Below are 13,040 nucleotides of genomic sequence, written 5' to 3' on the forward strand. Positions count from 1 at the left end.
CAAAAGCAGAAGGCTTTTGGAGCATGCGGAGCCTGGCGTCCCGTCTTTCGGCAAGCTGAAGTCATTCCTATGCTGTTGTTCAGGGATCGCCGCCTATTCGGACTCGGGTCGCCTTCCATTCCGGATTCACCTCACAAATGTTCTTTTTTAGGTTGCCACAGTATCGAAGAAAACACTCTAATCTACACTGTTGCACCGTATTTTTGCCTATTAGCACTTGTATAGTATAACGCTCGGCCTACGGCCTTTCAAGGGCAAAATCATGGGCTAAATCAACAGCAGTCATATGAGCTTCTGCGAAAGGGGGCATATGATTTAACCTATGGAAAAGGTAGACAAAATGTGAATGCAGGGCACAAATTTACAAGTCCATCTTGACGAAGCCCAGCCGATGCATTAAAGTGAACAACAAGAACTTTGTGAACCCAAAATGAATATAGCGAAATCTTATCAAGAGCAGGTGGAGGGACTAGCCCGATGATACCCGGCAACCGGCGATTTTATCGCACGGTGCTAATTCTTGCAGGACTCGCGCTTTGTACAAAGAAGCGTAGCCCTGACAGATGAGAGAGGCGCATATGGATACAAATATGACCTTTCTCTAACCGAGAAAGGTCTTTTTATTATATGCCCGGCATCTCTACCAGACGATTTTCGCACAACTTACCGATCAAGGAGTGAGTTTACATGCCGATTAAAATTCCAGATACACTGCCTGCTAAGGAAGTACTGGAGGGCGAAAATATTTTCGTAATGGACGAAAGCCTGGCTTATCATCAGGATATTCGTCCGTTGCGCATCGCCATTTTGAATTTGATGCCTACGAAGGAAACAACGGAAACCCAACTGTTGCGTCTGGTCGGCAATACGCCGTTACAAGTGGATGTCACGTTGGTGCATATGAAGTCACATGTATCTAAAAATACATCGCAAGAATATTTGAACATGTTTTATAAAACGTTTGATGAGATCAAGAACAGTCGTTTTGACGGCATGATTATTACAGGAGCCCCCGTAGAACAACTTGAGTTTGAGGATGTGACCTACTGGGAGGAGATCCGGCAAATCTTTGAGTGGACGAAAACAAATGTTACTTCGACCATGCATATCTGTTGGGCCTCACAGGCAGGCTTATACCATCATTTCAATGTTCCGAAATACGGGCTCGATACCAAATGCTTTGGGGTATTCCCACACACCGTTATTAAACCTAAAGTGAAACTGCTACGCGGCTTTGATGAACTGTTTTATGCTCCCCACTCTCGGCATACCGAGGTTCGGCGGGAAGATATTGACCATATTGCCGAATTAGAAGTTTTATCCGAATCCGAGGAAGCTGGAGTGTACCTGGTAGCCACGCTTGATGGTAAACAAATTTTTGTAACAGGGCATTCTGAATATGACCCACTTTCGCTGAAATGGGAATACGATCGCGATATAGCCAAAGGACTGGATATTGACGTCCCCAAAAATTATTATCCTAATGATGATCCTGGACGCATACCGCCCTCGATCTGGCGGGCTCATGCCAATTTATTATTTTCAAATTGGCTTAACTATTATGTATACCAAGAAACACCTTATGATATCGGACCTCAGATTTAAAAATGGGCTTGTAGTTTACCCTTATACAGTACCACCTTGCAGTAGCGCAGCAGTATAGTCTTGGACATCCATTTTTGCAGCATATGTTATAGCACCTACTATGGAAGTGAACAGGAGGATTCATATGAGTGTTAAGCAGTGGAGAATCGAAAGCAGATTGGCACAAATCGGTTCAGTAGAGGAGCCAGTAACCGGGGCTGTTAATTACCCGATTTACCAATCTACGGCGTTCCGCCATCCCCGTCTGGGTCAAAGCACAGGGTTTGATTACATTCGGACGATTAATCCCACGCGAAAGGTACTGGAAGAGGCTGCTGCTGCACTTGAATCTGGTGATGCAGGCTTTGCTTGCAGCTCAGGTATGGCAGCGCTGCAAACGGTATTTGCTTTGTTTGGACAGGGAGACCACCTCATTGTATCGCTGGATCTTTATGGCGGGACCTATCGTTTGCTAGAGCGTATTTTATCCAAATTTGGTGTGACCGCAACTTATGTGGATACAAACGATCTCGAAGCACTCCAACAGTCATGTCGACCGAATACCAAAGCCGTATTCATAGAAACGCCTACCAATCCGTTAATGATGATTACTGATATTCAAGCGGTGGCTACATGGGCATCACAACATGAGTTGCTTACTATTGTAGATAATACGCTGCTAACACCATATTTCCAGCGGCCATTGGAACTTGGTGCGGATATTGTGGTACATAGCGCAACCAAATATTTGGGCGGACACAACGATGTGCTGGCAGGGTTGATTGTAAGCAAAGGAAAAGAGCTGTCAGCTGAAATTTCCTTCCTGCACAATTCCATAGGGGCCGTGCTTTCCCCAAGCGACTGCTATCAGTTGATGAAGGGGATGAAGACGTTAGCGCTACGTATGGATCGACATGAGCATAATGCTACGGTGTTGTCTAATTATTTACTGACGCATCCAGCAGTGGCGGAAGTATTTTACCCGGCGCTTGAGGGCCATCCAGGTCGTGAGATACAAAATAAACAATCCAGCGGAAACACGGGTATTTTCTCTTTCAAAGTAAAGGATGCTCGCTATGTGGAGCCTTTGCTTCGTCATATTAAGCTTATTGCGTTTGCCGAAAGTCTAGGCGGTGTGGAATCGCTAATGACCTATCCTGCTGTGCAGACACATGCGGACATACCGGCAGAAATTCGGGATGCAGTCGGGGTAGATGACAGGTTGCTTCGTTTCTCCGTAGGTATCGAGCATACAGATGACCTGATTGAAGATTTGCGTTCGGCACTGGAAGCGGCACGTCAAGAAGTAGAAGGAGGGGAGCAGCAATGATAGAGGATGCGAGGAAGATCGGAGAGGATCTGGACAAAGGGCGGAAATTCGCAACCAAGCTGCTGCATTTTGGCTCTGAAATTGATAGTGTTACAGGGGCATCAAGTGTCCCGATCTATCAAGCTTCGACCTTTCACCATCATGATATTTTTAATCCTCCACAGCATGATTATAGCCGATCAGGTAATCCGACACGACAAGCATTGGAAGATTATATCGCCTTATTAGAAGGTGGAGCTTGTGGTTTTGCCTTTGCATCAGGTATGGCTGCTATCTCCACTACATTTATGCTCTTATCCGCTGGTGATCATGTCATTGTTTCGGAGGACGTATATGGAGGAACATATCGACTGCTGACCTCCATCTTGAAACGGATGAATATTGAAACGACCTTCGTTGATATGACGGATCTCAACCTTGTGAAAGAGGCGTTGCAGGAAAATACAAGGGCTGTGTATATGGAAACCCCATCTAATCCGACCCTCAAAATTACCAATGTAGCTGGAATAACCTCTTGGGCAAGGGAAAATGGGCTTCTGACGTTATTGGATAATACTTTTATGACACCTTATTATCAACGTCCGATTGAGCAGGGAGTCGATATTGTATTGCACAGTGCGACCAAGTTTTTGGGTGGACACAGCGACGTACTGGCAGGGCTTGCGGTAGCTCGTACCGAGTCGTTGGGGAGACAAATCAAGCAGCTTCAGAATGGATTAGGTACTGTGCTGGCACCGCAAGAGTCTTGGCTGCTCATGCGTGGTATGAAGACACTGGAGGCGCGTATGGCTCACAGCGAAAAAAGTGCAGCTAAGCTTGCCAATTGGCTAAACGAGCGCAATGACATTGAAGCGGTATACTATCCGGGCCTGGAAAATCATCCAGGGCGTGTGATTCATGAGAGTCAATCGAGCGGTTATGGTGCAGTGATATCGTTTGATGTGGGTTCGGGTGAACGTGCCAAAGAGGTCCTCAGTCGCGTACGGATTCCCATTGTGGCGGTGAGTCTGGGAGCTGTGGAAAGTATTTTGTCGTACCCAGCAATGATGTCACATGCGGCTATGCCGCAAAGTGTACGGTTGGAGCGCGGGATTACAGACGGACTACTTCGTTTCTCCGTAGGTCTGGAGGACATTGATGACCTGATCCGTGATCTGGATGAGGCGCTGAGCTAGAACGTTAGCACGTCCATAGCATCTCAACGTTATACGAAGGAAGCAAATAGGTACAGCCCTAAGCAGCAGGTTTCCGGTATTCAGGAGACTTGCTGTTTTCTACATGAATGACATGATAGACAGTGTGAAAAAAGGCACTTTTCAGTCTAAGTATGGTTCCTTACCAAAAGATATGTTAGTATTATCATTAGGTTTTACTATGCTAAATAGCACAGACAACATACAAGGCTAGTCATGAACATACATTACGGCAGGGTTCGAACGCAGGTTTGTGAAAGCATTCTCGTTCATAAGTCCTGTCTTTCATTTCGTCGCCCTGTGACAGCGAAGGAGGATACACCATGAGTGTAATCGACCATATTTTAGATAAAGCCCTACGCGGCGAACGCCTGAATTTAGAGGATACCGTTGCTTTGTTCGAATCAGACGAGGTTGAAAAAATAGGTCATGCGGCGAATAAAGTCATGAATCGCATGCATCCCGATCCCATAAAAACCTTCGTCATCGGACGAAATATTAACTATACGAACGTGTGTGACGTATACTGCCGCTTTTGCGCATTTTACCGCAGACCGGGTTCCGATGAAGGTTATGTTTTGCCGGATGAGGTGATTTTCCAAAAAATTAAGGAAACGCAGGATGTAGGTGGCACCGAAATCCTAATGCAAGGCGGTGTAAATCCAAACCTGCCGTTCAGCTATTATACCGATTTGCTGAAAGCTATTAAGGAACGTTTTCCAGATATTACAATGCACTCCTTCTCACCAGCTGAAATTCACAAAATGAAGGAAAAATCCGGCCTATCCATGGAGGAAACGATCCGAGCCATTCATGAAGCTGGATTGGATTCGCTGCCGGGTGGAGGCGGAGAAATTTTGGATGACCGTACACGCCGCAAAATTAGCCGTCTCAAAGGCTCCTGGCGTGATTGGATGGATGTCATGCAAACAGCTCACAAGGTTGGGATGAACACAACGGCTACCATGGTAATCGGATTTGGCGAGCTGATGGAGGAGCGTGCGCTGCATTTGCTGCGTGTCCGTGATGCTCAGGACGAATGCATTGAAAACAAATATAATTCTGAAGGATTTCTGGCCTTTATTCCTTGGACCTTCCAACCAGACAACACGAATTTGAAGAAAGAACGCCAGACGCCAGAGGAATATTTGAAGACTGTAGCGATCAGTCGTCTTGTTTTGGATAACATCAAGCATATCCAGTCTTCATGGGTAACGATGGGACCGGAAATCGGTAAAAAATCACTGTACTACGGTTGTGATGATTTTGGCAGCACCATGATTGAGGAAAATGTAGTTTCCGCTGCAGGCGCAACGTATAAGGTTAACATCGAATCCATTTTACAGTTGATCCGTGAGACGGGTCACATTCCGGCACAGCGCAATACCCGTTATGATATTATTCGTACCTTTGACAGTGCCAGCAGTATTGAGCATGACTTTATTATGCAAAATTAATATCAGCTAATATCGTACATTACAAAACGCTTATCTTTCACTATCCTATGTACAAGGATAGTGAAGATAAGCGTTTTTGTGCGGAAGAGTGAATACTACAATATCTTTAATCTTTTTTCTATTATGGTTAATATATTTGGGCTTTGCTACGTTTCCCATCGCTTCATATACATGATCTCAGCCTGTGGATCTGCCATTTGGATGGCCGCCTTAAAGCGCTGCAAATCCAAAAGATGAACACTGTAAATGATGACCATTTGTTCTTTTTTATCTGATTCGCTTTTAATCTTGCCCTTTACCTGGGCGGCTGAACCTTCAATAGGTGTGCTGTGTAAACGCAACCTGCGATATATGGCATCTTCGACAGTTGGCTGTTTTTTGCTGACAACACAGACCATGCGTCTTAGACCAGTAAACATCAGCCGAGTCGTTTCATAGGCAGTGAGACAGGATAAGGCGGAATAGAGGGCTGGCTCCCAGCCTAACACAAAACCAGCCGTAATGAGCAGCAGGCCATTACACAACATTACGATCTGTATTAACGGAATTTTCCGATGAATTAGCAACAAAGTGGATGGACGGCCATCGTCAGATTCGCTGAGTCCTAATGAATCAAGCAACCCCCCGTGACGAGCTGTCAGCGCTGCGCCAAGCCCAATACAGATTCCGCCTCCCAAAGCGCATACGACCGGATGGCCACTCACTGCCGGAAAAGGCGAGAGAATGATGGCTGAGCCTGAAAAGGCAAACAAGCCGGGGAGTGCGCGAAGCAGCATGGGCTTGTGAGTAGACAAAGAATACAGCAGCATTAGTGGCAAGTTCAAAACGAATAGCAGTAACCCAAAATGCTCCTGTGTATAAAGCGACATGAGTCTGGAGATTCCCGTAACGCCTCCAGCGATCATATCATGCGGATGTAAAAACAATTCCAGACCGACGGATGCCGTAATTCCGCCAATTACCGTATAAAAGACAGGGAACCTGCTCGCATCTCCTGAAGCGGGCTTCACAAGCCGCCTCATAAAGTTTCGGCATGTTTTACAGCGTGCGGCATAGCCTTCCCTCCTATGGATTGTCGTATCCAGCTTTTACAGTTGCGCCGATTTGCTTTCTTCCTTTCGTAAGCGAGGGTCCTTAAATTTGAATATTTTGTTTAGCATATTAAAGATAGGCTTTGACTGCTTTGTCAGAAGCGGTCCAAGAATGGCCAGTATGAGTACATAGATGGCTGCAAAAGGTTGAACAATATCAAGCAAACCGCCTTCTTTACCCAAGTTGGCCATGATGATCGAAAATTCGCCTCGCGCCACAATAGTCAAACCGATATTTGCGGATGCTTTGGGAGATAGGGACGCTGTACGCCCGGCCAGCATTCCTGCCCAAATGTTACCAAATAGTGTGAGGAGGACTGCTGCCAGCGCAAGCCATATGGCGTTACCTCCTAGGGATAGCGGATCAATGGACAGTCCGAAACTGAAGAAGAATAGGGCACCAAAGAAATCGCGGAAAGGAACAATTAAATACTCAATCCGTTTGGCGTGTTCCGTTTCGGCCAGTACCAGACCGACCAGCAGGGCTCCAATAGCTTCTGCTACATGGATCGTTTCCGAAAAACCAGCCACCAGAAACAGTGAGCCAAAAACAACGAGTCCGAATACCTCATTGGAGCGGATACGAAGAATCCGATTTAGCAGAGGGACGGCCTTTCGACCGATAATAATAACTGCAAGCATAAAGCCAAGTGCGATGAGTGCCGATAGCAGTACACCCCCGAGCGAGGAAGAGTCGCTAAGAACCAATCCGGAGAGGATGGAGATGTAGACGGCGAGGAAAACATCCTCAAACATAATAATACCTAAAATCATTTCTGTTTCAGCATTAGCGGTACGCTTGAGATCGACTAGCACCTTGGCTGCAATCGCACTGGATGATATTGTCGTAATTCCGGCAATAACTAGTGTCTCGGCTACAGGAAAGCCGCTCAGGAAGCCGAGAGCCAGCCCCAGTGTAAAATTGATGCCAATATAAATGGTACCGCCCACAGCAATGGAACGACCTGATTTAATCAACCGACCTACTGAGAACTCCAGCCCTAGGTAGAAGAGAAGAAACAGCACTCCGATTCTCCCCATAAAATCAATAAACGGGGCGCTTTCGATAAACCGAAAATCAAAATGCCATAGCTCCATCGCATGAGGTCCAACTGCCATTCCGATCAGAATATAAAAAGGGATGACCGAGAAGCGCAGTTTGGAGGATATCAGCCCCGCTGCAGCGATTAGAGCAATAGCCAATCCAACCTCAAATACCAGATGATCCATCCAATCACCCGCTTCCGTTCATAAGGATTTGTTTAAAGCGTTTCTGCTGGTCACGTTCTCCAACAACAACTACAGTGGCATCATCGCTAATAATCACTTCAGGGCCAGGATTCACATATTTTTTTCCCTTTTTCTCCACAATGGCAATAACCGTGGCACCCGAATTTTGCCTTACATCGAGCTCCCCAATAGATTTGCCTACACTTGCATAGTGGGATTCCACTCTGTACCATTCGATAATAAAATCGTCAAATGTCATCTCTACACTTTCGAGCTGCTTGGGCTTATAAGTCATACCACCGATGATGGAGGCTACTAATCGTGCTTCCTGATCATTCAGGGTCGTCATAGAAATGCTTTGTTCCAGATCCTCGTAATCAAAGTGATATAGCTCACGTCTGCCATCATCATGAATAATAATGACAATTCGGTCGCCACTCTCCGCATCAATTCGATACTTAATTCCGATTCCTGGCAAAATAGACTCTCGAATATCCATTTATAATGCCTCCTGTATAATACGTTTATTTAAGTGAATGATATGGGAAATAAATCACATACTTTGGAAGTGATATGAAAAAATAGATTGCATTAAATTTTAGATAAAAATGGAAAATTAAATTTTACGCAGTAGATGAATAGGAAAAGTTAGCAAAGAGACATGCAAATATGGTGATATGCATGCTAAAAGGAGGTTAAGCCACATAACTAGAGGTAAATTTGATGGGGAACAAGAACAATTGCTTCTTTAGCTTACAGATGACAGGTATAAAAGGCAGACGTAGCTTAGGGATGCTCATTAGCAGCACAAGCGCTATCAGAATGACAAAGGGAAGTGATTTAGCCGCAGCGATCACCAGATGCAGTAATGGGGAGGATTTGCGCACCGCTGGTTTGGAATGATGTTCCAGACCGTGAGAATCCGTTTCTAACGAAGTAACATCAGCATGAAGCATAAGTGAAGATCCCGAAGTAAACTGAAGGGATTGAGTGGTATCTTCCGCGTGAAACGTCACAGGAAGGGACAAAATCTGAACGAGGCTCAATATGACGATCATGAATGTGCGCAGCATGTTCAGCATCGTTGACATCTTATCTCCTCCCTCTTGTGAAAAATTCATATCACTATAACCTTAACATACCCCGCCCTAAATATTCAAACGTCTTTCGGTTTTTACCTAATCACGGTAATTGTTTATAACACGCTTAACGTCTCTTTGAAACCAGATCACCCTCTTTTGCATATGTCTTTTTGTTTCCAGTCGTTCACTTCGTATAACCCTTCAGAGGCCGCCATATACTGAAAGCAGTGATCGAAAGGAGTGAGCCAATGGAACTGTTTACAGTGTGGACCAATACAGACGGAGATCAAGAAACCGACCGTTTTTACGAAGTGGTCAAAAGTAGAACCAAGGGACTACATATGTCACGGCGCGGATTTCGATTCACTTTCAGACAGCTGGACAACAAAGTGGCATGGACCTGCAAGGGCACTGAAAGCAATTCAGCGTTTGAAAGCTTTCTTCCCTGTGTATACAGCATCATGTCTTCGGCAATAGCGGATTATATTATCGAAGTCAGGGAGTGGGGGATTCTCGATCATATTCTCAACAAAGCCTGCTCGTTGCTGGAGAAAGAGGACGTTGAACAAATTCGTAGCATGATTCGCTCACTGTTAAATGATGATGGTCCCCGAGGACGTTTAAAGCGCCATGGTAAGCTGACCACCCTCTTGGAAAAGGACTTTAAGGAGCTTCGTGTAATCAATTTGGAAGGGCTTATTCAATTCAGACTGCATGCGTACAAAAAAGAGCTTGAAGAAATCGTTGACTATGCGATGGAAGAATTCTGGGCAGATCGGCAATACGAAGAATTTATGGGGCTGCTTAAATATTTTGTGTTTTTTCAGGAGAGCAAAGTTCCACTCGTGCATGTACTTCACCAAGGCGGGCATGATTTTATCATTCTCGATAGTGCCATGGTGCCCATACCGACTCCTGATGCAGATGATATTATTGTGGAAATGCCCGGTATTGAACTGGAGATGGAGGTAGAGGATCGAATCGTCAGCACTCTTATTTCGATATCTCCTGCTTCCATTATATTGCACACAGACGATGAGCACACCCCTATTGTGCGGACGCTTCTGCATATTTTTGAAGACAAAGTGAAGCTGAGCAGACTTTATCCGGGGCAGGATGTTCAAAAATAATTAATAGTCCGTATAAACTCATGGATTTCTGGAAAGCCTTTGCCTCAAGGGGAGGTTTTTTATGAGATCCATGTTGGTATGGAAACGGGTTTTGGGAACCATGTTAATCGCAATCTGTCTGGTATTATCCGGCAATGAGGTTTACGGTCACAAAGAACCGGTCCAGCATAAGAAATGGCAATCCGCACCTGTTATAGCTCCACGCGAAGAGCAGGTTATTACGACCATGACGGTCACGGCAACAGGTTATACAGCAGGGTATGAATCCACTGGCAAACGGCCGAATCATCCCGGTTACGGTATTACGTATTCCGGTGTAAAAGTGCGTCGTGACAAAAATACACTGTCCACGATTGCGGCTGATCCGAAGATGTTTCCTTTGGGCAGCATATTGTACATTCCAGGTTACGGTTACGGGATTGTAGCAGATACAGGTTCAGCGATTAAGGGCAATAAAATTGACTTGTATTTTAAAACAATCCGGCAGGTGTATTCTGAATGGGGCAAGAAAGATGTGGATGTTCAAATCATAAAAAAAGGAAACGGCAAGTGTACCGAAAAAATGATAAAATCGCTGCAAAAGGCGATAGAAACGCATAAGACCATTCCGCCCGAGACACTGGATGCTTCCATATAATCCTTGAATATTGTTTTTCCTGACTTCACATACTATGTTTCGGGATGAGCTTATCCCGCAAACCATACTGGGAGGTCGAGGAATATGCCAAATCAAGGCGGTAGTTCTTTCATGAACAAAGGCTTCAAAGCAAACACAGGAAATCAGTTCAAAGCGGAATTTGCACAAGACGATACGGTAGGCGTTGTTTCTCAAAAGGTGAAGCAGTCTGAACAAAATAAAATTCAAGACAACTTCCAAACACCAAATGAGAAGTATGACGAAGAATTTGCAACAGATCAAGGCGGTACAAGTGCAGTAGCGCAAAAAGTTCAAAACTCTAGTCGCAGCAAAATTCAAAGCAATGCACAAACACCGAACGAAAAGTTCGACGAGAACTTTAACACAAAATAAAAAGCATACTCAACACGAAATGCTCCGGATTGAATTCCGGGGCATTTCGCGTTGAGTAAAAGTAGCTAGATACAATAGGTCTGAGGTTTTATCTCCTTTTTAATTTTTTTTAAGGTGGAATTAAGGTTTAAAGTGCAAAATAAAGTCAGCTAAACAACACCACCTTGAAGTATAGGGTTTGGGAGGAGATATACAATGGACGAATTTAAAAATAATAATTCCGGGCGCCGGAACGACAATGATCAGGTTGATAACGATAAAACAACTCGGCCAAACGATTCAAATGGTTCCTCATATTACTATTCCTATGGCCCTTTCTCCTCAGTGCAGTCGGACGGACAACGCAGGGAAGGGCAGTCGGTGGAGGACGTTGAGATTACGCCACCGCAGGCAGTGAGACCGCTTCCTTCCTCTTATCAACGTGCTATGCCTGAGCAACAGGATGGTTCTGGTCGGAATGGCGGCAACTGGCAATTTAAACCGAATAAGCCCAAATCGCAGGTAAAAACGATTTTGTTATCTTTTTTAGCCGGAATGCTGGTCATTACGGTATTGATGTATACAGCTGACCGAACCAATATGTTCACACCGGAGACAGCGTTGACTTCGGCGGCAGCTGAAAGCGGAGAAACGACGAATTCGGGAACCACTAACTCGTCTCCAAGCGCAGTTCCGGCTGTGATGCCTTCAGGTACGGCTGATGTTCAATCTGTTGTAGCCAAGGCTGGCCCGGCAGTCGTCAAAATTGAAACACTTGCCAAGCAATCTAGTGCTGGAAGCGGCAGACAAAGCAGCCCTTATTACAATGACCCGCTGTATCAATACTTTTTCGGTAACCAGTATGGGGATAGTGGCAGCAGCGGCAATAGTAATGAAAATGAAGGCAGCAACAGTGGACAGCTGACTCCGCTGGGTATTGGTTCCGGTTTTATTTTTGATAAATCGGGTTACGTCCTAACTAACAACCATGTTGTGGAAGGTGCGAGTGTGGTACAGGTTACAGTAGAGGGAACCAACAAGCCTTACGAAGCCAAAGTCTTGGGCAAAAATGCAGATCTAGATTTGGCAGTTCTTAAAATTGAAGGCAAAAATAACTTCCCGACCGTAACCTTGGGAGACTCCGATAACGCTAAAGTCGGCGAGTGGATGGTTGCAATCGGTAACCCAGAAGGCTTTGAGCATTCGGTAACAGCCGGTGTGCTAAGCGCGAAAGAACGTACCATCACCATTAATAGTGAGTCAACTGGAAAACCGACACAATACAAGCATCTCATTCAGACGGATGCCTCCATTAATCCTGGTAACTCTGGCGGACCGTTGTTAAATCTGCAAGGGCAGGTTATCGGTATGAACGTAGCTGTTAGTGCAGATGCACAGGGGATCGGGTTTGCAATTCCGTCCAATACGATTTTGGAAGTCGTCGATAAGCTGAAAAATAACCAGCCTATTCCAAGAGAACCTGTACCTTTCATTGGTGCAAGTCTGTTGAACTTGAGCCCTGAAGTAGCCAAGGAATTGGGTACATCTCTGACCGAAGGCTCGGTTGTTCGGGATATTATATACAAATCACCAGCATATCAGGCCGATCTACGTCCTTACGATGTAATTATCGGAGCTAATGGCACGCCTTATAGCACATCACAGGAGTTAATTCAATTCATCCAAAAACAAAAAGTGGGTACAGCACTTACGCTTAACATCGAACGAGCCGGGCAGAAAAAAGATATTCAGCTGAAAATAGGCAACAAAAATGACTTTAGCTCGACTCTTCAGCAGTAAGAGAATAACTCTAGAATTGAACACGAACGTAAGAAACGGAAGGAAAACGACCCTTCCGTTTCTTGCTGCATTGGGTGGCAAGATGCTACACGCGTTTACTCCTGCTACAATAGAGGGAAAAGAAGAAGAGATAA

General features: G+C 45.1%; 12 protein-coding genes and 1 riboswitch. Of the genes, 8 read left to right on the forward strand and 4 right to left on the reverse strand.

All coding sequences use genetic code 11. From position 1 onward, the window contains the following. The first annotated feature begins 444 nt into the window (after positions 1 to 444). Positions 445 to 570, forward strand: a riboswitch (SAM riboswitch). A 117-nt stretch (positions 571 to 687) separates the two neighbouring features. From metA to mqnC, 4 genes are all read left to right on the forward strand, one after another. Continuing rightward, positions 688 to 1,605 carry a homoserine O-acetyltransferase MetA gene (gene metA / locus MKX36_RS07200; protein WP_016820520.1) on the forward strand — a complete coding sequence of 306 codons (918 nt, stop codon included), beginning with the start codon at positions 688 to 690 and terminating at the stop codon, positions 1,603 to 1,605. A gap of 124 nt (positions 1,606 to 1,729) precedes the next feature. Continuing rightward, positions 1,730 to 2,914: a PLP-dependent transferase gene (locus tag MKX36_RS07205; protein ID WP_045243974.1), complete on the forward strand. Its 1,185-nt coding sequence runs from the start codon at positions 1,730 to 1,732 to the stop codon at positions 2,912 to 2,914. Then, positions 2,911 to 4,089: an aminotransferase class I/II-fold pyridoxal phosphate-dependent enzyme gene (locus tag MKX36_RS07210; protein ID WP_017426650.1), complete on the forward strand. Its 1,179-nt coding sequence runs from the start codon at positions 2,911 to 2,913 to the stop codon at positions 4,087 to 4,089. Before MKX36_RS07205 ends, MKX36_RS07210 begins: the two co-directional genes overlap by 4 nt. Before the next feature lie 341 nt (positions 4,090 to 4,430). Further along, positions 4,431 to 5,564, forward strand: coding sequence for a cyclic dehypoxanthinyl futalosine synthase (gene mqnC / locus MKX36_RS07215; protein ID WP_016820516.1), 1,134 nt, complete (start codon positions 4,431 to 4,433; stop codon positions 5,562 to 5,564). A gap of 146 nt (positions 5,565 to 5,710) precedes the next feature. Here the strand turns inward: mqnC and MKX36_RS07220 are convergent, their stop codons facing one another. The 4 genes from MKX36_RS07220 to MKX36_RS07235 form a co-directional block, all read right to left on the reverse strand. Then, complete coding sequence (locus MKX36_RS07220; RefSeq protein ID WP_340864457.1) at positions 5,711 to 6,574, reverse strand: YitT family protein; 864 nt, start codon at positions 6,572 to 6,574, stop codon at positions 5,711 to 5,713. Between the two features lie 78 nt (positions 6,575 to 6,652). After that, positions 6,653 to 7,885, reverse strand: a complete 1,233-nt coding sequence (locus tag MKX36_RS07225) for a cation:proton antiporter (RefSeq protein ID WP_340864458.1) — start codon at positions 7,883 to 7,885, stop codon at positions 6,653 to 6,655. 4 nt (positions 7,886 to 7,889) lie between these two features. Further along, complete coding sequence (locus MKX36_RS07230; RefSeq protein ID WP_017426654.1) at positions 7,890 to 8,384, reverse strand: cation:proton antiporter regulatory subunit; 495 nt, start codon at positions 8,382 to 8,384, stop codon at positions 7,890 to 7,892. Between the two features lie 196 nt (positions 8,385 to 8,580). Further along, positions 8,581 to 8,976, reverse strand: coding sequence for a hypothetical protein (locus MKX36_RS07235; protein WP_016820512.1), 396 nt, complete (start codon positions 8,974 to 8,976; stop codon positions 8,581 to 8,583). A gap of 239 nt (positions 8,977 to 9,215) precedes the next feature. On the opposite strand from MKX36_RS07235, the gene MKX36_RS07240 reads away from it, so the two are divergent. The 4 genes from MKX36_RS07240 to MKX36_RS07255 all read left to right on the forward strand — a co-directional run bounded on the left by MKX36_RS07240 (position 9,216) and on the right by MKX36_RS07255 (position 12,906). Further along, positions 9,216 to 10,097, forward strand: coding sequence for a putative sporulation protein YtxC (locus MKX36_RS07240; RefSeq protein ID WP_016820511.1), 882 nt, complete (start codon positions 9,216 to 9,218; stop codon positions 10,095 to 10,097). A gap of 61 nt (positions 10,098 to 10,158) precedes the next feature. Next, positions 10,159 to 10,734 carry a 3D domain-containing protein gene (locus tag MKX36_RS07245; RefSeq protein ID WP_016820510.1) on the forward strand — a complete coding sequence of 192 codons (576 nt, stop codon included), beginning with the start codon at positions 10,159 to 10,161 and terminating at the stop codon, positions 10,732 to 10,734. Between the two features lie 84 nt (positions 10,735 to 10,818). After that, complete coding sequence (locus MKX36_RS07250; protein ID WP_016820509.1) at positions 10,819 to 11,127, forward strand: hypothetical protein; 309 nt, start codon at positions 10,819 to 10,821, stop codon at positions 11,125 to 11,127. A gap of 195 nt (positions 11,128 to 11,322) precedes the next feature. Further along, positions 11,323 to 12,906 (forward strand): S1C family serine protease, encoded by a 1,584-nt coding sequence (locus tag MKX36_RS07255; protein ID WP_340864459.1) that lies wholly within the window; start codon positions 11,323 to 11,325, stop codon positions 12,904 to 12,906. Positions 12,907 to 13,040 lie beyond the last annotated feature (134 nt).

The sequence above is a fragment of the Paenibacillus sp. FSL W8-0439 genome, from assembly GCF_038008995.1.
GTDB lineage: Bacteria > Bacillota > Bacilli > Paenibacillales > Paenibacillaceae > Paenibacillus > Paenibacillus polymyxa.